Source organism: Vitreimonas sp. (assembly GCF_035627415.1).
In the GTDB taxonomy this organism is placed as follows: Bacteria; Pseudomonadota; Alphaproteobacteria; order Caulobacterales; family Aquidulcibacteraceae; genus Vitreimonas.
Genome location: NZ_DASPLU010000030.1, coordinates 54,002 through 74,696, shown reverse-complemented (window position 1 = coordinate 74,696; position 20,695 = coordinate 54,002). Strand labels below are relative to the sequence as shown.

Annotated in this window: 21 protein-coding genes; 15 read left to right on the top strand and 6 right to left on the bottom strand. The window is 65.7% G+C overall.

The window, feature by feature from the left end:
* Window positions 1-8: 8 nt before the first annotated feature.
* Both VEA80_RS15725 and VEA80_RS15720 read right to left on the bottom strand, forming a co-directional pair.
* Entirely contained in the window at window positions 9-518 is a 510-nt protein-coding gene (locus VEA80_RS15725) for an acyltransferase (RefSeq protein ID WP_349257272.1), read from the bottom strand.
* 164 nt (window positions 519-682) lie between these two features.
* Window positions 683-2,890, bottom strand: coding sequence for a glycosyltransferase (locus VEA80_RS15720; RefSeq protein ID WP_325061716.1), 2,208 nt, complete (start codon window positions 2,888-2,890; stop codon window positions 683-685).
* A gap of 112 nt (window positions 2,891-3,002) precedes the next feature.
* Here VEA80_RS15720 and VEA80_RS15715 point away from each other — a divergent pair, with 112 nt between their 5' ends.
* From VEA80_RS15715 to VEA80_RS15645, 15 genes are all read left to right on the top strand, one after another.
* Window positions 3,003-3,785 carry a metallophosphoesterase gene (locus VEA80_RS15715; protein WP_325061715.1) on the top strand — a complete coding sequence of 261 codons (783 nt, stop codon included), beginning with the start codon at window positions 3,003-3,005 and terminating at the stop codon, window positions 3,783-3,785.
* 77 nt (window positions 3,786-3,862) lie between these two features.
* Complete coding sequence (locus tag VEA80_RS15710; protein WP_325061714.1) at window positions 3,863-4,168, top strand: aa3-type cytochrome c oxidase subunit IV; 306 nt, start codon at window positions 3,863-3,865, stop codon at window positions 4,166-4,168.
* Window positions 4,169-4,172: 4 nt separating this feature from the next.
* Window positions 4,173-5,309 carry a Re/Si-specific NAD(P)(+) transhydrogenase subunit alpha gene (locus VEA80_RS15705; protein ID WP_325061713.1) on the top strand — a complete coding sequence of 379 codons (1,137 nt, stop codon included), beginning with the start codon at window positions 4,173-4,175 and terminating at the stop codon, window positions 5,307-5,309.
* On the top strand, window positions 5,306-5,656 hold the full coding sequence (locus VEA80_RS15700; protein ID WP_325061712.1) for a nuclear transport factor 2 family protein: 351 nt from the start codon (window positions 5,306-5,308) through the stop codon (window positions 5,654-5,656). Before VEA80_RS15705 ends, VEA80_RS15700 begins: the two co-directional genes overlap by 4 nt.
* Before the next feature lie 12 nt (window positions 5,657-5,668).
* Window positions 5,669-6,013 (top strand): hypothetical protein, encoded by a 345-nt coding sequence (locus VEA80_RS15695; RefSeq protein WP_325061711.1) that lies wholly within the window; start codon window positions 5,669-5,671, stop codon window positions 6,011-6,013.
* A gap of 3 nt (window positions 6,014-6,016) precedes the next feature.
* The gene (locus VEA80_RS15690) at window positions 6,017-6,319 is read left to right on the top strand and encodes a proton-translocating transhydrogenase family protein (protein ID WP_325061710.1); all 303 of its coding nucleotides are present in this window, start codon (window positions 6,017-6,019) and stop codon (window positions 6,317-6,319) included.
* A gap of 1 nt (window position 6,320) precedes the next feature.
* Window positions 6,321-6,929, top strand: coding sequence for a hypothetical protein (locus tag VEA80_RS15685; RefSeq protein WP_325061709.1), 609 nt, complete (start codon window positions 6,321-6,323; stop codon window positions 6,927-6,929).
* Window positions 6,930-6,968: 39 nt separating this feature from the next.
* Window positions 6,969-7,265, top strand: coding sequence for a nucleotidyltransferase family protein (locus VEA80_RS15680; protein ID WP_325061708.1), 297 nt, complete (start codon window positions 6,969-6,971; stop codon window positions 7,263-7,265).
* Window positions 7,262-7,606, top strand: a complete 345-nt coding sequence (locus VEA80_RS15675; protein WP_325061707.1) for a DUF86 domain-containing protein — start codon at window positions 7,262-7,264, stop codon at window positions 7,604-7,606. The genes VEA80_RS15680 and VEA80_RS15675 overlap by 4 nt, the downstream gene beginning before the upstream one ends.
* A 9-nt stretch (window positions 7,607-7,615) precedes the next feature.
* On the top strand, window positions 7,616-9,019 hold the full coding sequence (locus tag VEA80_RS15670; protein ID WP_325061706.1) for an NAD(P)(+) transhydrogenase (Re/Si-specific) subunit beta: 1,404 nt from the start codon (window positions 7,616-7,618) through the stop codon (window positions 9,017-9,019).
* Window positions 9,020-9,817: 798 nt separating this feature from the next.
* On the top strand, window positions 9,818-10,615 hold the full coding sequence (locus VEA80_RS15665) for an alpha/beta hydrolase (RefSeq protein ID WP_325061705.1): 798 nt from the start codon (window positions 9,818-9,820) through the stop codon (window positions 10,613-10,615).
* Between the two features lie 60 nt (window positions 10,616-10,675).
* Window positions 10,676-10,924 carry a type II toxin-antitoxin system ParD family antitoxin gene (locus VEA80_RS15660; RefSeq protein WP_325061704.1) on the top strand — a complete coding sequence of 83 codons (249 nt, stop codon included), beginning with the start codon at window positions 10,676-10,678 and terminating at the stop codon, window positions 10,922-10,924.
* Window positions 10,921-11,226, top strand: coding sequence for a type II toxin-antitoxin system RelE/ParE family toxin (locus VEA80_RS15655; RefSeq protein WP_325061703.1), 306 nt, complete (start codon window positions 10,921-10,923; stop codon window positions 11,224-11,226). The genes VEA80_RS15660 and VEA80_RS15655 overlap by 4 nt, the downstream gene beginning before the upstream one ends.
* A 33-nt stretch (window positions 11,227-11,259) precedes the next feature.
* Window positions 11,260-11,754, top strand: a complete 495-nt coding sequence (locus VEA80_RS15650) for a hypothetical protein (RefSeq protein WP_325061702.1) — start codon at window positions 11,260-11,262, stop codon at window positions 11,752-11,754.
* A gap of 31 nt (window positions 11,755-11,785) precedes the next feature.
* Complete coding sequence (locus VEA80_RS15645; protein ID WP_325061701.1) at window positions 11,786-12,187, top strand: DUF1801 domain-containing protein; 402 nt, start codon at window positions 11,786-11,788, stop codon at window positions 12,185-12,187.
* A 202-nt stretch (window positions 12,188-12,389) separates the two neighbouring features.
* Here VEA80_RS15645 and VEA80_RS15640 read toward each other — a convergent pair whose 3' ends face one another.
* The 4 genes from VEA80_RS15640 to VEA80_RS15625 are packed head-to-tail and all read right to left on the bottom strand — an operon-like array spanning window position 12,390 to window position 20,666.
* Complete coding sequence (locus tag VEA80_RS15640) at window positions 12,390-14,450, bottom strand: M13 family metallopeptidase (protein WP_325061700.1); 2,061 nt, start codon at window positions 14,448-14,450, stop codon at window positions 12,390-12,392.
* Window positions 14,451-14,469: 19 nt separating this feature from the next.
* Complete coding sequence (locus VEA80_RS15635; RefSeq protein ID WP_325061699.1) at window positions 14,470-17,910, bottom strand: efflux RND transporter permease subunit; 3,441 nt, start codon at window positions 17,908-17,910, stop codon at window positions 14,470-14,472.
* Window positions 17,911-17,952: 42 nt separating this feature from the next.
* On the bottom strand, window positions 17,953-19,224 hold the full coding sequence (locus tag VEA80_RS15630; RefSeq protein ID WP_325061698.1) for an efflux RND transporter periplasmic adaptor subunit: 1,272 nt from the start codon (window positions 19,222-19,224) through the stop codon (window positions 17,953-17,955).
* Window positions 19,225-19,241: 17 nt separating this feature from the next.
* On the bottom strand, window positions 19,242-20,666 hold the full coding sequence (locus VEA80_RS15625; RefSeq protein ID WP_325061697.1) for an efflux transporter outer membrane subunit: 1,425 nt from the start codon (window positions 20,664-20,666) through the stop codon (window positions 19,242-19,244).
* Window positions 20,667-20,695 lie beyond the last annotated feature (29 nt).

Here is a 20,695-nt window from a genome sequence, read left to right as displayed (position 1 = left end):
GATCGCCCTCAAGCCTGCTTCAGCGCTTCGGCCGCGCTTTTTCGTTTGTCCCGCACGTCGCCGACGACCTTCGCCGGCACCCCGGCCACGATCGCGTAATCCGGGACGTCTTTCGTCACCACCGCGCCCGCGCCCACCAGCGCGCCTTCGCCGACCGTGACGCCGCCCATGATCGTCGCGTTGGAGCCGATTGAGGCGCGCGTCTTGATCCGCGTCGGCACCACCGCCCAATCCGACTCCGATTGCGCCGAGCCGTCCGCGTTCGCCGCCTGTGGGAAGATGTCGTTGATGAACATGACGCCATGCCCGACGAACACCTCGTCCTCCACCGTCACGCCCTCGCAGATGAAGGTGTGCGAGCTTATCTTGCAGCGCTCGCCGACATGGGCGTTCTTCTGGATTTCCACGAACGCGCCCACGCGGGAGCCGGCGCCGACAGAGCAGCCGTACAGGTTCACGAGCTGGGGATGGTGGATCATCACACCCTCACCCAGGCGAACATTGTCCGAAATCGGCATCCCAGCACCCTTGCGCGAAGACCGCGCCCTACGTCGCAATTTCCCTGCCGCGTTATGCTTAACGGGCGCGCGTCTCGCGTCGACCAAAAGCCGCGGAACAGCGGTCTTTTGACCAAGCGGAACCGCGTCTCCAAGCCATTGCGGCGCTAGGGAGAATTTCGCCCCTATTGGGACTGTGACAGCGATGTCGGCAAGGAAATTCGGGCCGGTGCGGCTTCGTCGCCGCGGACAAAAGCAGTGAGGCCGCGGAAGCATGCCGCGGCGGAGAAGTGTTCGTTCGCGCACGCCAGAGCGGCGGCCGAAAGCGTGGCGCGGGCGTCACGATCGCCGAGCAGCGCGACGCAAGCGTCCGCGAACCGCGCCGGTTCATCTTCGCGCGCCATCGCGCCCACGACTTGCGGCTCGATGCCCTGCGCTGTCACCGAAGTGCCAACAACGGCTTTGCCGGCCGCCAGCGCTTCGACCAGTTTTATTTTCAGCCCCGACCCGGTGTAGAGCGGCGAGATGACTACACCGGCCTCGGCGTAGAGCGGCTCAAGATCGCCGACGAGGCCGAGCATGGTCACGCCTTCGGGCGGCGGGCCGAGCGCACGGGCGACGGAGCCGGCGACCTTCAATCTGGCGGCGGCCCGTTTGGCGCGGATCAGCGGCCAAATCTCTCGAAAGAACCATTCGAGGCCGACGACGTTGGGTGCGGTGTTGCTGCCGACGAAGAGGAGGAGGTCGTCTTCGCCCGGCTGAGGCGCGGGCGCGAGTTGGGTCGAGTGTGGCGCCGTTATCACAACGCTATGCGGCAGGCTCATTCGAACACGCGCGGCTTCGTCATGCTGGATCGCGATCACCGCGTCCGTCAGCGACAGCATCCTGAACTCGTCTTCGGCGCTGATCTTCACTGTGTTGGTCTCGGCCGCGTCGGCGACGCGCGCCGACATGAGGTCGTGCATGACGATGGCCGAACGGGCGTTCGGCGAAAGCGCGTAGGGGGCAAGATCCGAGGTGAAGGCATAGTCGCACAGGACTGCCGCCGCGTTCGGCGCAGCGTTGCGTGCAATCCAAAGCTGGTCCGCGCGGGTCGCTGTGGCGCCTTGCGCATACTCCGCCGGCTTGCTGAGGCCGTTGATCCCCACCTTGCTCAGCGCCCGGTCCGCCACGGCCATTGCGGAAGCAAGCCAGATGCGCGGGTCGCGCGCTAGTACGATGTTCCCGGCGCGAAACCCGCCGCGCACGAGATAGCGGTCGAACACCCGCGTCTCGGGCCGGAGCTTCAGCATCGCCCAGCGTCCGAACAGCTTGGGCGATGCGCCGAGATAGTCGACGGCGTAGCCGGCGTCGCTCAAGGCGCCCGCGAGCGCCAACACGTACGCCGAACTGCCATTGGTGGCGCCGACGATCCGCTGGCGCGAGATCAGCGTCACACGCGCTTGCTTGGTAGAGGTGCGCGGCTTTGTCCGGTTCAGCCGCGCCAGCAGCGGGTCTTTCAGCAGCCGCAGCGCCGAAGGACGATTGAGCGCTGCGGACATCGCGCGCCCCCAGCTCTTCGCCTTCAAGCCGTCGATCAGTTTCGTGAACGCCTTCGCATCGGCGCGGGCGGCGGCGCCGCGCGCGATTTCGCGCTTCAGCGCGGAGTCCTCGCCCGGATCGAGCCGCGAATAGGCCGCGTCCAGCGCATCGATCGAAGCGAGGTCCAGCCGGTGCGAGATCGAGGCGTCGTGCTTGCGATAGAAATAGCCGAGCGCCGGATAGAGCCGCAGCCGCGCGCCGGCGATCATCAGCCGCAGGATCAGCTCGGAATCCTCGCCGATCCGCAGTGTTTCGTCATAGCGCGCGCCAAGCGCGCGCCTGAACACGGGCTTGAGATAGCCAAGCGCCGGGCCAGGCCCAAGCAGGCGGTTGGTGCGTTCGTAGCACCATGGCTTGATCCAATTGTCCCGGTCTGCGAGGGCGCCCCGGAGATGGGCGTGCGGCGGCTTCTCGACGGAGTCATAGAAGGTGAGGAGATCGTCGGCGGCGATGTCGGCGCCGTCCGCTTCCGCCGCGTCGATCAACCGCTTCAAACGTTCTGGGTGGATGTAATCGTCATTATCTACGATCGCGATCCAGTCGCCCTGGGCGTGGGCCAGGGCACGGTTGCGCGCCGCCGCCGGGCCGGTCCGGCTGAGCTGGGTCGTGACGATGATGAGCCGCGGATCGCCGGCCGCCGCATTCCGCGCCATCGCCAGGCTGTCGTCGGTCGAACCGTCGTCGCTGACGATCAGCTCCAGCGCCGTCTCGGTTTGGCGCAGCACCGAGCGCACGGCGGCGGCGATGTGCGCCGCACCGTTGAAATTCGCCATGATAACGGAGACCCGCGGCCCCGCGGCGGTCGCGTTCATGATGCTCTGGCCGTGCCCCTTTCCTCGGCGCGCTGCAAGTTCTGCTCCGCTGATTGGTGGCGGTAAGGGAACTTCATTGCCGCTCCCCGCAGCGGGGCATAAGTAGGACCCCATGCAATTGCTGCGGATGTTCGAGCGTCCTGCGCCGCCCGCTGCGAAATTTCCCGCGGAGAGGGTAGGTTTCGCCATCGGGGACATACACGGCCGCTCGGACCTGCTCGCCGACATGCTCGACCTGCTCGAGGCGCGCGCCGACGAGGGCGTCCGGGCCGGCGGTCCGCCGCTGGTGATTTTTCTGGGTGACTATGTTGACCGCGGCCCTGACAGCAGGGGCGTCATCGACCTGCTGCTGACCGGCCGCCCGCACGGCTACGAGCGGCGGTGCCTCAAGGGCAACCACGAGCAATCCATGCTCGGTTTCATCGATGACCCGATGTCCTACCGAGCCTGGCTGCTGCAAGGCGGGGCCGAAACGCTGCTTTCCTATGGTGTCCAGCCTCCCCCGCCAGTCGGCGCCGAGGAGCAGGACTGGATCGGCGTCGCTCAGCTCTTGATGGCTCGGCTGCCGCCTGGCCACTACGACTTCCTGCAAAGCCTCGAACGCTATGTCGAACTGGGCGACTACGCCTTCGTCCACGCCGGCATCGACGCCGGCCGCAGCCTTGAGGAACAGACCGACGAGGACCTGTTCTGGATCCGCGCGCCGTTCATCGCCTCGAAGCGCCCGTTCTCCCATCGGGTGGTGCATGGTCACACGCCGGTCGATCAGCCCTATGCCGACCAGCGCCGCATTGCCATCGACACCGGGGCTTATGCGTCCGGGACGCTGACCGCCGCCCGTTTCGAAGCCGATCAGGTCAGCTTCCACGCGGTCAGCCGCCGCGTCGGGCGGTAAGCGCGCCCGCGACGCCGCCGCCGCTTGTTCGCCCGCGCAACGCGGTTTACACCCCGGCCACAACGAGGAGATCTGGAATGGCGCAGGCTGGCGGCGCACGCGGACATATGGACATCCATGACCAAAAGGAGACCTTCCATGGTTTCCTGATGGCGTCGGTCTGGTGTGGAGCGCTCGTGATCCAATTCGTCGCGCTGCTGACGCTGGCGTTCGCGATTGGAGCCGGCTGGTGGGCGGGTTGGATCGCTCTGGTCGCCATCGGCGCGGCCGCCGGCTTCTTCTTCCGCCTTTCCAGCGTCTATTGGGCCGTTCAAGTCGGCGTCTGGGTGCTGCTGGCGATCGGCGGCCTGATCGTGCCGGCGCTGTCCGGCATGATGGGCTGATCCGTTGCGGATCGCGGTTCTCAAGGAGAGCGCGCCCGGAGAGACGCGTGTCGCGGCCACGCCCGACACGGTCAAGAAATTCGTCAGCCTGGGGCACAGCGTAACCGTGGCCGCCGGCGCAGGCGTGAACGCCAGCGTGCCGGACCAGCACTACAAGGACGCCGGCGCCGAAGTCAGCGCCGATGGCGGAATCGGCGGCGCCGATCTCGTCGTCAAAGTGCGCCGTCCGACGGACGCCGAAATCGGCACGATGAAGCCGGGCGCCGGCTTCGCATCGCTGCTCGAGCCGTATGGCGATAAGGCCGTCATCGACGCGCTGGCCAAGGCCAAAATCGATGCGCTGGCGATGGAGTTCATTCCACGCATCAGCCGCGCGCAGTCGATGGACGCGCTCTCCAGCCAAGCCAACCTCGCCGGCTATCGCGCCGTGATCGAAGCCGCGGCGCTCTACGGCCGCGCCTTTCCGATGATGATGACGGCCGCCGGCACGGTCGCCGCCGCCAAGGTCTTCGTCATGGGCGTCGGCGTCGCCGGCTTGCAGGCGATCGCCACCGCGCGCCGGCTTGGCGCCGTCGTCAGCGCCACCGACGTGCGGCCAGCGACGAAAGAACAGGTGGCTTCGCTCGGCGCCAAGTTCGTCGCGGTCGAGGACGAAGAATTCAAACAGGCGGAGACCGCCGCGGGCTACGCCAAGCCGATGAGCGCGGAATACCAGGCCAAGCAAGCGGCGCTGATCACTGAGCACATCGCCAAGCAGGATGTGGTGATCACCACCGCGCTCATTCCTGGCCGCGCCGCGCCGGTGCTCGTCACCGAAGCGCAGGCGAAATCCATGCGTCCGGGCTCGGTCATCGTCGATCTCGCCGTCGCGCAGGGCGGCAATTGCCCGCTTTCGAAGCCGGACGAGTTGGTCGAGGCCGGCGGCGTGAAGATCATGGGCTTCACCAATCTGCCGGCGCGCCTGCCGGCGGACGCCTCGGCGCTCTACGCGAAGAACCTGCTCGCGCTCTTGCCGCTGCTGACCGACAAGGACAGCAAAGCGTTCGCGCCGGCCTGGGACGACGAGATCATCAAGGGCGCAATGCTGACAAAGGCGGGGGCTATCGTCCATCCATCCTTGGCCCCAGCGAGCGCCGCATGAATGATGTCCAGTTCGCCGAACGCTACTACGCCGCGTGGAACGCCCGCGATCTCGACGGCATCCTCGAACTCTATGCCGAAGACATCGAATTCTCCTCACCCTATATCGCCGCGCTCGGCTTTGCGCATGACGGCGTGATCCACGGCAAGACCATGCTGCGGGCCTATTTCGAGCGGGCGCTCGAGCGTGCGCCGCAGCTCGTGTTCAGGCCGGAAGCGCTGCTCGTCGGCGCGCGCGGCCATACGCTGATTTATCGCAATCATCGCGGCGAGCAGGCCGCGGAAACTCATGAGATCGACGGGGCTGGGCTCGTCGTGCGGGCTGACGCAACCTACCAGACAACTTGAAAGGAGGCTCGCATGATCGGCATCGGACGCATCGGAGGCGCAGCCGCGCTCCTCGCCGCCGCACTCATGTCGACGCCGGCGCAGGCGCAGCAGGGGGCTTCGATCAGCGCACTGACGACATGCGCGGGCGCCATCGCCGCGCACGCGAACCTCAACATCGTCACCTATCCGCGCGGCGCGTCCGGCCAATGGGCCAACGTCCTCGGCCGCATCCTGGCGCAGCTCAACACAATGGAAGGCGTCGAAGGCATGACCGGACGCTACGCCGCCAGCGCCGCGCGCACGCATTGGCTCGAGCAGCCGGCCGCCGATCGCGAGGCCGCCGCCAACCAATGCCGCACACGTTTTGGGGGCTGACGCATGGTCGATCCGTTCGTTTTCTATCTGGCCATTTTCGTACTGGCGATCTTCGTCGGCTATTACGTCGTCTGGTCGGTGACGCCGGCGCTCCACACGCCCCTGATGGCCGTCACCAACGCGATCTCGTCGGTGATCATCGTCGGCGCTTTGATCGCCGCCGCCGCGAACGCCGGGGCTGAAAGCGGCTGGGTCGCCAAGGGCGCGGGAGGTCTGGCCGCGGGTCTCGCCGCGGTCAACATCTTCGGCGGCTTCCTCGTCACCCAGCGCATGCTGGCGATGTACAAGAAGAAAGAGAAGAAGTGACGTGACGTCTGCGGAGTGGCGGGCCCTTATCGAAGCTTTTCTCGACGGTCGTCTCTCCGCCGAGGCGTTCATGCGCCGCTTCGTCGATGCTTGGCGCGCTTCAGGCGGCGTTGCGCCGCGCGCCATCACCGCGCTGCAGCCGCACGTCGAAGCGTTCGAGGCGGAGGTCGCCGAAGCGCGTGAAGAGGGCGCCGCCAGCGACGATGAATTGCGCCAAGCGGCGCAGCGGGCGCTGTCGAATCTGCGCGAAGAGCCGACTGTTTCGCCGCATACGTTCGATCGCACCCGCGCCCGCGAGGACATGCGCCGCTTCCAGGTGCGCGTCTCGCGCCTCGCCGGCGTCGGCTGCTTGATCGCGCTGGCTTGGATCGCGCTTTGCGTGCTGCAGATCAATTTCGTGATCGAATGGATCCACGCCGAGCTGAACCTGGGCGTCTGGCTCTCCGCCATCGTCGGCTTCTTTCTCGCCTTCGTGCCCATCGTCGGCAATGTGCTCGCGTTCCTGGGCGCGACGGAAGCGGGCTGGCCGACTTGGGCGGCCGCCATCGTCTTCTTCGCCGCGCCGGCGGTGACGCTGCTTTCCGGCTGGTCGCGCTGGCGGCGGCGCTGAACTTGACCTGGGGATAGGAAGGGCAGATTCTTACCGCGTATGGCCGCTTTGCTCGACACCGTCCTCGAAACGATCCGCGCGCGCCGCGACGACATCGAAGCGCGGTACGGAATCCGCTTGCTCGGTGTGGTCGGCTCGGTCGCGCGCGGTGAAGAGCGGCCGGACAGCGATGTGGACATCACGTATCAAGTTACGCGGGGCACGACGCTGTTCAAGCTCTCCGACGCTGCGTTTGAGCTCTCATCCGAATTCGGACGGGAAGTTGACCTTGTCGATCGGGACGGCATGCGGCCGGCAGCGCGGGCGTACATCGAGCGCGATTTGGTTGTCGCGTGATCGACGCTCGCACAAGGCTCCTGCTCGAGGACATGCTCGTTTATGCGAGGCATGCGGAGGACTACATAGCCGGGCTCACACCTGAAATATTTGCGCAAACCTATGTGATGATTCACGCCGCCACGCGTGCGGTGGAGGTTGTCGGCGAGGCGGCGTCGCAGATTCCGGCTGATATCAGGCAGATGATGCCAACGATTCCGTGGCGTCAGGCCATCGATATGCGCAACAAGGTCATACACGGCTATCGCTCGCTCCAACCAAACACGCTTTACCAGACGATCCGCGACGACTTCCCGCCGCTGATCGCAGAGATCGAACGCATTCTGAATTCCGGGGCTTGAGGGGCTTTCATGGACGCCAATATCGCTGCGCTTTTGTACCTCGTGAGCGGGGTGCTCTTCATCTTGGCGCTGCGCGGGCTCTCCAGTCCGGAGACCAGCCGCCAAGGCAACAATTTCGGCATGATCGGCATGGCCATCGCCATCGGCACCACGCTGTGGCTGGTGACGCCCGACACGACGACTTGGCTGATCATCGCCGGCGCCATCGTCATCGGCGGCGGCATCGGCGCGATGATCGCGCGCTCGATCAAGATGACGGCGATGCCGCAGCTGGTAGCGGCGTTCCACTCGCTCGTTGGTCTCGCCGCGGTCGCTGTCGCCGCCGCCGCGTTTTATGCGCCGGAAAGCTTCGGCATCGCCGAAGCGGGCGGCGGCGTGCATATGCAGTCGCTGATCGAGCTTTCGCTCGGCACCGCCATCGGCGCGATCACCTTCACTGGTTCGGTGATCGCGTTCGCCAAGCTCAACGGCAACATGTCCGGCGCGCCGATCATGTTGCCGGCGCGCCATCTCATCAACATCGTCATCGCGCTCGCGATCGTGGCGCTGATCGTCATGATGATCCAGGCGCATGGCACAATCGGCTGGCACTTCTGGGCGCTCGCGGGGCTTTCGCTGCTGATCGGCGTTCTGCTCATCATCCCGATCGGCGGCGCCGATATGCCGGTCGTCGTCTCGATGCTGAACTCCTATTCGGGATGGGCCGCCGCCGCGCTTGGCTTCACTTTGGAGAACGTCGCGCTCATCATCACCGGCGCGCTGGTTGGCTCTTCGGGCGCGATCCTCAGCTACATCATGTGCAAGGGCATGAACCGCAGCTTCATCAGCGTCATCCTCGGCGGCTTCGGCACCGGCGACGGCGCAGCGGCCGCGGGCAAGACCGAAACGCGCCCGGTGAAGCAGGGCAGCGCCGACGACGCGGCCTTCATCATGAAGAACGCGTCGAAAGTGATCATCGTGCCGGGCTACGGCATGGCCGTCGCGCAAGCTCAGCACAGCGTGCGCGAAATGGCCGATCTGCTGAAGAAAGAGGGCGTGGAGGTGAAGTACGCCATCCATCCCGTCGCCGGCCGGATGCCGGGACACATGAACGTCCTCCTGGCCGAAGCCAACGTGCCGTACGATGAAGTGTTCGAACTCGAAGACATCAACAACGAGTTCAGCCAGGCCGACGTCGCCTACGTCATTGGCGCCAACGATGTCACCAACCCCGTCGCCAAGACCGATCCGCAATCGCCGATCTTCGGCATGCCGATCCTCGACGTAGAGAAAGCGAAAACCGTCCTCTTCGTGAAGCGCGGCATGGGCTCGGGCTATGCCGGCGTCGAAAACGAACTCTTCTTCCGCGACAACACCATGATGCTGTTCGGCGACGCGAAGAAGATGACGGACGAGATCGTGAAGGGGCTTTAGCATTTCGGTTCTCGGTTCTCGGGACTGGGGACTCGGGACGAGCGTGCGTGCAGCGTGCGCTGGATCAACGCCGCTGTTTTCGAATCTCGAATCCCGAGTCCCGAGAACCGAGTCCCGAGATGGGAGGCGGGGCGCGTCGGACGCGCTGGGGTAGTTCCTAGTGTGCGTTGCGCATCGCTACGCAACGCTGCGCGTCGAACGCGCCCCGTATTCGGCCGTTATTCCCGGACTGGATTAGGACTTGCACTGCTCACCACGATGGAAACCACCAGAGGGGCCTTAGGTCCGAGTTCACCAGTTTTCACCGGTTCAGCGCGCATGGGTCGCCGAAGACCCATGGACCCTGCGGTTTCATGCCCCGCAGGCAGAATGCCATCGCCGTTCGCTTCGCTCTTCGGTGAAGGGACCTCTGCCGAGCATCCCACCCCTCGAACTTCCTCAACGATGACGCTTAGCGAGTTTCCTCTACATCATCGAAGCGACGACAGCCGCGCCGGCCGCTGCTCTGACCTTCCAAAGGTTCGGTCGACTTCGAAATCCTCCCGTGTCAGAGCGGAGCCATTATACGTCAGCTCGGGCGCGGTCGGATTGATTTTGTTCGAAGCGTTGTTCGCATTGGGATTTTGCTCGGAAACATGGGGGATAGAGTGGGCCTCTATCCTCGTTTCCGTCACGCTTGGGGGCCCGCGCTAGCGCGAACGGAGGTTGGAGAGATCATGGTCCGCGGCGCGCAGGCGGCCTGACGGTGATTAAACGCGCCCTTCAAGCGGCGGGATTGACGTGGCATCCTCTGTGCTCATGAGGCGCTTCGTTCCGATCCTGCTGGCTATCGCCGCGATCGTCCTTCTGCCGCTCGTGGCGCTGGCTGCTTACGCCAATTCGCTCATCTATCACCCGCACACTGAAGAGGTCGCGCCGAACTTCGCCGAGACGCAGGCGGTGCGTATCGCAACCGAGGACGGCGAATCGCTCGTCGCCTGGTATCGCGCCCCGCAGCCGGGCCAGCCCATCTTTCTCTTCTTCGACGGCAATGGCGGACGGCCGCAGATTTGGGGCGGTCGCTGGCGGCGCATCTCGGAAAGCGGCGCGGGCTTTCTCGCGGTCTATTATCGCGGCTATTCCGGCTCGAGCGGCCGTCCAAGCGAACGCGGCCTACATCTCGATGCGCGCGCCGGATACGATTGGCTGCGCGCGCAAGGCTATCAGCCGCGCGACATCGTCATTCACGGCTTCTCACTCGGCTCCGGAGTCGCGGTGCGCTTGGCTTCCGAGCGGGCCGCGCGCGCGCTGGTTCTGGAAGCGCCGTTCACCGGCGTTGACGATGTCGCCGCCGCGCACTTCACGCCGCTGTCGCGATTGCTGATCCGCGACAGCTTCCGCTCCCGCGAATGGATCGGCGGCGTGCAAATGCCGGTGCTGATCGTCCACGGCGACGCCGACACGCTGATCCCGTTCTCGCAAGGCCAGGCGCTGTTTGCGCTGGCCAATGAGCCCAAGCGTTTCGTGCGAATGCGCGGCTCGGATCACGCTACGCTCGTGCGCGACGGCATTTATCCGCATATCGCCGCATTCCTTGCCGAACACCCGTCGGAGTGATCAATCGTGAAGGGGCTGTGAGGCCTACCCAGGCGACGGGCCTAGTGCTAAACTTGCGGCATGTCTGCCAATTTGCCCCCCGAACTGGACGAGTTTGTCCGCGATGAGGTGAAAGCCGGCCGTTACGCCGATGAGGCGGACGTGATCCGTGACGCAGTGCGGCAGCTGGCCGAAAAGCGCGAAGCAGCGGACGCCGCGAAACTCGCCGCTCTGCGCGCTGCGCTGGCGCCTGGGCTCGCCGATGCGGCAGCGGGACGGTTCGCCGAGGGCGGGGTGATGGACGCCGCCGCCCGCGCCGCCGCTGAATGAAGGGTTATCGGCTCACCGCAGCAGCCGACACTCATTTGCAGGAAATCTGGCGCTTCACGCGTGACAGATGGAACGCCAAACAAGCAAACGACTATCTCGCGGCCATCGAGGCGGCGCTCGACTCTGCGATCAAGACGCCCTCGCTGCTACGTCCGCGTGCTGAACTCGGCGCCGGCATGTTAGCGCGGAGGGCGCAGTCCCATGTCGTGTATGGCTTCATGGAAGACGATATCCTGATCGTCGTCGCTGTCTTGCACAGCCGCATGGACCCGAGGCGGCATCTTCTGCGCGGGGCCAAGTGACGGGCGATCGTGAAGGGGCTGTGGGGAGCGCGCATGAAGGAAACTTATGGTCTTCAGTGCTTCGAGTTCGATCTCGACGACACCTGGGTTCTGCTGGAGGAGACTGAGTTCGACGCAACGTCGGACACGTTCGCATTCCACAATCAGGACCTCGACGTAAGGCTCTTCATCTACGGAGCACGAATCGACGCGACGGGGCGTGACCTTCTTGAGCTTGCCACAGGCATGAACGGAGCTGTTCTATCCAGCCTCCGCAAGACGGTGGGTGAGCTCGGAGGCTCGCTGCTTGTCGATGAGCGCATGTGGATTGGGGACACCGAGACAGGTTTCGAGGTCGATGTAATTGCAGAGGCTGCGGGACCGCCGGGTGTTCAGCAGCGCATGTTGGTCGTGGCAATGATCAACTCGGTCGTCGCCATCTACGTCCGCTTGGAGTCGCCGACATTGATGGGCGACGACCTGCGCACCCTGTGGCGAAATCTGCGACCCGGGTTGTTCTTAGCTGAGCCATTTCCGTCGGAGGCTTAGCCGCGACGTTCACGCACCGGAGTACCGCGACATGCCCGAGCCCAAAACCCAGCGCACCAAGGCGTCCGCCGCCGGCTTCATCGCCGCCGTCGAAGACGAGACGCGCCGCAACGACGCGAACGCTGTCGACAAAATGATGCGCGAGATCACTGGCGAGAAGCCGGCTATGTGGGGGCCGACGATCGTCGGCTACGGCGAGTATGACGGCGCCACCGGCAAGTGGCCGCGCCTAGGCTTCAGTCCGCGCAAAGCCAATCTCGTCCTCTACCTTATGGACGGTTACGAGGGCGAGCCGCTGATGAAGAAGCTCGGCAAGCACAAGACCGGACGGAGCTGCCTCTACATCAACAAGCTCGCCGACGTAGACGAAAACGTGCTGCGCCAGCTGATCGCGAAGAGCTGGAAGCGGATGGCGGTGAAATATCCGGATTGAGCGCGCTTACGCCGCTCGTCATTCCGGGGCAATGCGAAGCATTGAACCCGGAACCCAGGGGCAAGTTGCAGTGCGTTTGCCCCTGGGTCCCGGATCGCGCTCCGCGCGTCCGGGATGACGAGCGAACAGGAGGCTGAACCCGCACAAAGAAAAAGGGGAGCGGTTCTCACCGCTCCCCTCGATCGTTTCACGCTATCTGCGCTTACCAGATCGTCACCCGATCTGCCGGCGCGAGATAGAGCGCGTCGCCTTCGGTCACGTTGAACGCGGCGTACCAGGCGTCCATGTTCCGCACCGTGCCGTTGCAGCGATAGATCGCCGGCGAGTGCGGGTCGGTCAGCACCTGGTTGCGCAGCGCCTCGTCGCGGATGAGGCCGCGCCAGGCTTGCGCCCAGCCGAGGAAGAAGCGCTGATCGCCGGTGTAGCCGTCGAGCGTCTCCGCCGGACGGCCGCCGAGCGAGAGCGTGTAGGCGTGGTAGGCGACCTGCAGGCCGCCATTGTCGCCGATGTTTTCTCCGAGCGTCAGGCGCCCGTTCACGTTGATGCCTTCGAGCGGCGAGAAGCCGTTGTACTGCTCGACCAGGCGATCGGTCACCGCCGTGAAGCGCGCGACGTCTTCGGCGTTCCACCAATCGCGCAGCACGCCGCGCGCATCGGACTTGGCGCCTTGGTCGTCGAAGCCGTGGCCCATTTCGTGGCCGATGACGCCGCCGATGGCGCCGTAATTCACGGCCGGATCGGCGTTCGGATCGAAGAAGGGCGGCTGCAGGATCGCGGCCGGGAAGACGATCTCGTTGAACACCGAGTTGTAATAGGCGTTCACCGTTTGCGGCGTCATGAACCACTCGTCGCGGTCGGTCTGCCGGCCGAGGCGATCGAGGTCCTGTTGCCAGTCCCACAGCTGGAAGCGCTTCGAATTGCCGTAGGCGTCGCCGGCGCGGACTTCGAGCGCCGAATAATCCTTCCAGCGATCCGGATAGCCAATCTTCGGACGGAACGTGGCGAGCTTTTCGCGCGCCGCCACCTTGGTCTCGGCCGACATCCACGAAAGCTGATCGATGCGCTCGCCGTAGGCGCGGCGGAGGTTTTCAACCAGTTCGGTCATCTGCGCCTTGGCTTCCGGCGGGAAGTGGCGCTGCACGTAGATCTGACCGACGGCTTCGCCGAGCGCGCCGTTCACCGCATCGACCGAACGCTTCCAGCGCTCGCGCTGCTGCGGCTGGCCGTTCAGCGTCTTGCCGTAGAAATCGAACACTTCGTTGTCGATGTCGCGCGGCAGCACCGAGGCGTTGTTGCGGACCAGGTGATAGACCAGATAGGCGCGGATCGTGGCGATCGGCGTGCGCGTATAGAGGTTGGCGAGCGGGCCGATGGCCGAAAGCTCGCGCACCACCACTTCGTTGACTTGGCCGAGCCCTTGCGATTCGAACGCCGCATCCCACGGGAAGTCCGGCGCGAGGGCAGCGATCTGCTGGCGGGTCTGCAAATTGTAGGTGCGCGAGCGGTCGCGGCGCTCGGCGATCGGCCAGTGCCGTTCGGCGACACGGGTTTCGAAGGCGACGATGTCGCGCGCCTTGCGGTTGGCGTTGGTTTGGCCGGCCAGCGTCAGCAGGCGCTCGATGTGCGCTTGGTACGCTTCGCGAATGGCCGGGAATTGGCCGTCGGTGCGGCGATAATATTCGCGCTCCGGCAGGCCGATGCCCGCATGAGTCATGCCCACGCAATAGCGGTCCGGATTGCGCTGATCGAGCGAGACGTAGGTTGCGATCGGGAAGTTCACCGCAACGCCCGGGCGGGCGGCGATGACCGCGGCCGCTTCGTGGTCGCGCGCGGCGTTGATCTCGTCGATCTCCGCCTGCACGGTCGTGAGGCGCAGCGCGTCAATCGCATCCTGGTTCAGGTAGGCGTTGTAATAGTCGGCGATCTTCTGCTGCACCGAGCCCGGCGCGCCGCCGGCGAGGGCGACTTCCTCGATGATCACGCGCTGATCGCGGTCGGACTTGTCGCGCAGGATGTCGAATGTGCCCCAGCGCGTGCGGTCGGCCGGGATCTGGGTGTTGGCCATCCACGTGCCGTTGGCGTAGCGGAAAAAGTCATTGCCGGGATCGACGCTGAGGTCGCGGGCGGCGAGGTCGACGCCCCAGGCGCCGATCGCGGCCGGCGCGCGCGCCGTGGCCGTCGTATTCGAAGCCGTGCCGGTGGCGCAGCCGGCGAGCAACGCCAGCGACGACACGCCCCAGGCGCGGCGAGTCAAAGCGATCATGGATGTCTTCTCCCGAGTTCTACTCCGCCGCGGCCAGTCTGCGGCGGCCCCCATAGAGCCGTGTGTAGAAGCCGAACAGGCCTCCGAACACGCGCTTGATGTCGACGCCGATCATGTAGAAGGCGGGCGTCAGGATCAAGGTCGCCGGCATGCAGAAGAGCACGCCGAAGGCCAGGGAGAGGGCCATCGGCTTCAGGAACTGAACGATGGCGGCGTTCTCCAGCAGCATCGGAGCCATGCCGACGAATTCCGTGACCGAAGTCAGGAAGATCTGCCGGAAGCGGGACACCGAGGCCTCGACGATGCCGCGCTCGGCCCGCACGCGCATCACTTGGAAGCCGGCCTGCTCCAGCATTTCAGCGCGTTCGCGGTATTCGCTGGCGTCCCACTTCATGTTGGCCGAGCTGCGCAGCTCGATCGGGGCCTTTTGGAAGCCCTTCTGCGCCGACTCCATGATCAGCTCTTCGTGGACTTCGAGATCGGGCGCGATGGCGATGTACTCGAACATCTGTCCGTCCGGCCCGGGCACTTCGTGCAGCTCGATCGGCTCGCCTTCCTCGTCCACCGGCGCAGCGACGCCGGCTCGCTTCAGCCTGAGCGCGAAGTAGCCGCGGATTTGGTTGCAGCGGTCGACCAGCACGACGTTGTCGTTCACGACGACGCCGATGGCGGCGATGACGCCGAGCCAGGAGAAGAGGGCGAAGCTGGTGTTGAAGATCAAGTGCCCGGTCGTGGCCCCGACGATTGCGAACGGGATCACCGAGAGGATCATGATCGGCTGCGCGTAGGAGCGGAACGTCACCGCGAGCAGGAAGTAGATCGCTGCGAACGCCATCGCCATCAACGTGCCGAGCTGGGCGAAGAATTCGGCCTGGCCCTCGGCTTCGCCGATCGCGCGGCGCGAGACCGTCGAATAGCGCGCCTCGAACTCGGGCCAGAAGTCGCGGTCGAGCGTGCGCATGATGTCGTTGCGCGCTTCGGCGTTGACGAGATCGGCCGTCACCAGGATCGAACTCATGCGCTGGCGGCGGTCGAGACCGGTCACGCCCGGCGCGAACTCCCAGGTCGCCAGCGAGGCGAGCGGCACTTCGCGACCGTCATTCGTGCGCACGCGGAAGCCGCCCAGGCTTTCGAGCGTGCGGCGGTCATCGCGCGGATAACGGACGTAAACACGCACGTCGTCGCCCTCGCGCGGCAGCCGCTGCACTTCTTCGCCGAAATAGGCTTGGCGCACTTGGCGGGTGAGGTCGCTCAGCGTGACGCCGAGCTGTTCGGCGCCCGGCAGCAAAGTGAAGCGCAATTCTTCGATCGCTGCATCCTGGCTGTCGCGCACGGACGAGACGCCTTCGAACTGCAGCAAGCGCGCTTTCAGTTCTTCGACAGCGGCTTCGAGGTCTTCCTTGTTCTCGCCCATCAGCGCCATGTCGATGGCCGGCGAGCCGCCGCCCGAGAGCGAGAAGCTGATCTGATCTGCGTCCGGCACTTCGCCGAGCAGCTCTTCCAGCCGCTCGGTCACTTGCCGCGAGCGCAGCTCGGGCCGCGTCTGCGGCGGTGTCAGCCCGACATAGGCGCGGATCGAGTTTTCTTCGATCGACTGACTCCAGGAGCGCACCACGCCGCGCGACTGTGCGCCCGTGTTCGGATCAGGCTGCGCGTACTGGGTCGTTTCCTGTTCGAGCGCGAGGCGGGCGGCGTCGAGCTGTTCGGCGACCTGCTCCATGCGCGAGAAGGGGGTGGTCTGCGGCAATTCGATCGAGACCTGCATGAAGTCGCCTTCGACTTCAGGCATGAAGGTCTGCTTCACCCGCCCGGTCATCATCAGGCCGATCGCCAGGATGGTGATGCCGAGGAAGACCGACCAGGTGAGGTAGCGCATCTTCACGGCGCTCTTCACCAGCGGCTGGTGCAGATTCTTGGCCACCCAGATCACCGAGTGCGCGCAGCGCTGCTGCAGCGCCATCAGCTTGCTGAACATGCCCGGCTTGTTCGGATCGGGCACCGTCACGTGCGCCAAGTGCGCCGGCAGGATGATGAGGCTCTCGATCAGCGAGAACACCAAGGTCGACATAACGACGATCGAGATCGCGCGCGTGAATTGGCGCACGTCGCCTTCCAGGAGCGCCATCGGGCTGAAGGCGATCATGGTCACGAACACCGAAGCCACCAGCGGCTTCAGCACCATCTGCGTCGCGTAGATCGAAGCGTCGGCGCCGGTGTGGCCGCGCTCGGCCCGTTCGTAGATCGCCTCGCCGACGATGATCGCGTCGTCGACCATGATGCCCAGCACCAGGAGGAAGCCGAACACGCTCATGAAGTTGAGCGACACATCCATGTACGGCAGGATGAAGAACGAGCCGGCGAAGGCCGTCATGACGCCCAAGGTCGCCCAGAACGCCACCTTCGGGTGCAGCGTCAGCAGCAGCAGCACGAAGATCAGGAAGAAGCCTTGCGCGGCGTTGGAGAAGAGGATCTCCAGCAGCGAGTTGTAGTCTTCGACTTCGTTGTAGATGGTGGTGATCTGCACGCCTTGCGGCAGCTCGGCGCGAATCTCGTCCAGCGTTTCCTGGACCGCTTTGTCGGTCTCCCAGATGTTGAAGCGGTCGGCGGTCTGCACCGCGATGATGGCGGCGGGTTCGCCGTTCATGCGCGAGTAGAGGTTCACGTCTTGAAAGCCGTCGCTGACGGTGGCGACATCGCCCACGCGCACCGTGCCGCCGTCCGGCGTCTGGCGGATGATGATGTTCTCGAAGTCGAGCTCGGTGTCGGCGAGGTTGCGCGCCTGGAGCTGGAAGTTGCCGTCGGCTGTGCGCACCGCGCCGGCGCCGGCGTTGAGCGAGTTGCCGCGCACCGCGCGCGCCACTTCGTCGAAGGTGAGGCCCCAAGCTTGCAGAGAAGCTTCCGACACTTCGATCGAAACTTCGGGCGTGCGCACGCCAGTGACCAATGTGTTGGCGGCGCCCGGCTGAAGTGAGAGCCGGTCGCGCAAGCGTTCAGCGGTGTCGCGCAGATCGCGTTCGCTGATCGAGCCGTGAACGCCGATGATGATGGACCAGTTGCGGCCGACTTCGCGCGCGACCGAGATCGGCTCCATCCCTGCGGGCAGGCCGGAGATGGATTCCACCCGCGCGCGCACTTCTTCCGTCATCGCGTCGACGTCGGTGCCGCTGTCGATGGCGATCCGGACCCAGCCGAAGCCTTCGCCGGCGCGCGAGCGCACCCAGTTGACGTTATCGAGATCGGCCGTGGCCTCCTCGATGCGCACGACAACCTGTTGCTCCATGTCTTCCGGGCTGGCGCCCGGCCACACGGCCTGGATGAACACGCCGTCGCCGCGGCCGGCCGGGAAGAACTCCTTCTCCATCTGCTGGAAGGAGAGGTATCCCGCGACTACGCAGAACAGCATCAGCAGATTGCCGGCGACGGGATTGCGTCCCCACCAAGCGACCAGGCCCTTCAACATGCGACGTCTCCGGCGTCTTCGGGCGCGTCAGCGCCCGCGCGCTTATCTGCGAATTTCCAGTTGTTCTTGGTTGGCCGGCTGAGCGGGCTGCTCGCTCGCTTCGCCCGCGCGGTCGATCGGCGTCACCGCCATGCCTTGGCGCGGCGAGGTCAGCACCGACACGACGACCCGTTCGCCGTCGGCGACGCCTTCGCGGAAGAGCACTTCATCTGCGGTCGTCTGCGCCGCGCGCACTTGGCGCACGTCGATCGTGTTGTCGGCTTTGACGACGTACACGAACTCGTTGCGCTTCAAGGCGCTGCGCGGCGCGGCGACGAGGGTTTCACGGCTCGAGCCTTCGAGGCGCGCCTGCACGAACATGCCAGGCGCGAGCGGCGCCGCGTTGCGCGAGTTGAACGGATCGCGCACCTGAACGACGCCATAGACGAGACGCGTGCGCGCATCGACGGACGCTTCGGTGCGCACCAAGCGGCCTTCCCAGGTATAGAGGCGGCCGCCGGTGACGCTGGTGACGTGGGCGGCCGGGCCAGGATTGGCTGCGCTCGCTTGGAAGCCAACCGGGATGCGCATGGATGCGAGGTCGGAGTCGGTCAATGGCACGCGAATTTCCATCGCGTCGGTCGCGAACATCACCGCCACCGGCGAGCCGGGGCCGACATAATCGCCGACATTGGCGCGGCGCTCGCGCACGCGGCCGGCGAACGGCGCGCGGATCGAGGCGCGGTTGAGATCGAGTTCTGCGCTGCGCAGGGCGGCTTCCGACGCCGCCAGTTGCGCGCGGGCTTGCGCCAGCTGCGGCTCGCGCACGGCGAGCGGGGGCGCTTCACCACGGCCCAACGCCTGCCAGTCCTGCCGCGCCAGCTCCGCTTCCGCTTCCTCGCGCGCCAAAGCTTCCTGCGATTGCGCGACTTGCGCGCGGGCGCGGACAACGGCGAGTTGATAATCGGCCGCGTCGATGCGGGCCATCACCTCGCCTTCGGCGAACGAGCCGCCTTCGGCGAATTTCGGGCTTGCCCAGACGATCCGGCCGGCGACTTGCGCCGCCAGCGTCGCTTCGACGCGCGGGCGCGCCTCGCCTTGCACATTGAGCGAGATCGTCGTCGGCCGCGCGTGCGCCACCGCGAACTGCACCGCCGGCGGATGCGGCGGCGTGCCTTTTTCCTTCGCCTGGTTCGCCGTCGCGAACATCAGGAACATCAGCGCCGCGACGCCGACCAGAACGACAACGGGCGCTGCGAAAGCGAGCACGCGCCCGATCTTGCTCAAGAAGCCCTTCGGCTTCTCTTCTACATCAGTCGCAGTCGCGGATGTCATGTTGCGATCCATCATGTTCATGGCGCCAATTCCCGGTCTTCGTCGATGCCGCCCGTGCGGGCGCCGCCGCCCAAGGCGACGTGATAGGTGATGCGGTTGGAGACGCGCGCTGCGCGCGCCTGAATGAGGCCGCGCTCTGCGTCGATGCGGCGCGTGTAGGCGTCGATCAGCTCGAACAAAGTGGCGACGCCGCGCGCATATTCGCGCTCGGCCAATGCTTGCGCTTCGCGCGCTTCGTCGGCGGCGATCGCGAATTGCGTCTCGCGCACTTCGAGGCTCTGGTCGGCGCTGATCGTGCCTTCGACTTCGCGCCACGCCGCGATCGAGGTGCGCACGTAGTCCGCCGCCGCGGCCCGACGGTCGGCGACTGTGGCGCGCGATTCGGAGAACAGGGCGCCGCCGTTGAAGATCGGCATGGTGATCCCGGCGATCAGGTTTGAGACCATGTTCGCGCTGTCGTCGATGTCGTTGATGCCTTGTCCCGAATTGCCGGCGGTGCCGGTCAGGGTCAGCCGCGGCAGCATCGCCGCGCGCGCTTCGTGCATGCGGAAGCCCGCTGCACGCATGCGATTTTCCGAAGCGAGCACGTCCGGCCGCCGCTCGAGCAAATCGGCCGGCGCACCGGCGGCCGCAAGCGGCGCCAGTTGCGGCAGTTGGCCTTCCGCACGCAACGTGCCGTCGGGATAGCGGCCCATGAGTTCCTGCAGCCGGCGCGAGGCGATCAGCAGCGAATCCTGCGCCTGCGCCTCGAAGGCGCGCGCCGACGCCACTTGGCTCCGCGCTGTGCGCAGCGCCAGCGACGTCGCGATGCCCGCGTCATAGCGGCGTTGCGTCAGATCGAGCGCGCGCTCGCGCGTCTGCAGATCTTCTTGCGCCAGCGCCAGCAATTGCTGCGCTTCAATCAAGTCGACCCAGGCGCGCGAGGTTTGGCCCGCCACCGAGAGCCGCGCGCCGTTCAAATCCTCTTCGGCCGCGTCAGCGTTCAAATCCGAAGCCAGCGCGCGTGAAGCCAGGCGGCCCCACAAGTCGATCTCCCAGCGCGCGATGACGCTCGACGTCATGAATTCAGTGCGCACGCGCTCGTCGGAGCCGGGGGTCGGCTCTTCTTCGCGTGTGCCGTCGACACCGATTTCGAGGCTCGGCAGCAAATTGCTTCCGAAAGAACCGCGCGCACGCCAGCGCGCCGCGCGATACTGCGCTTCGACGATTTGCAGATCCGGGCTGCCTGCGAGCGCTTCGCGCGCCAGTGTCGACATCTCCGGAGAGTTCATGTCGTCGAGCCATGTTGCCGCTGGGGAAGCTGCCAGCTCGGCAGCGCGCTCGGCGCCGATTGCGTCAGCCGCGACGTAGCTGTCCGGCTCCGGCGGCAGGTTGCGTCCCGCGCATGAGCCGGCGGCGGCCATGAGCCCCAAGCCGATCCAGAGACGCACCCCGTATTTCATGTTCCCTCGCAGCACCCGCTCTAGTCCTG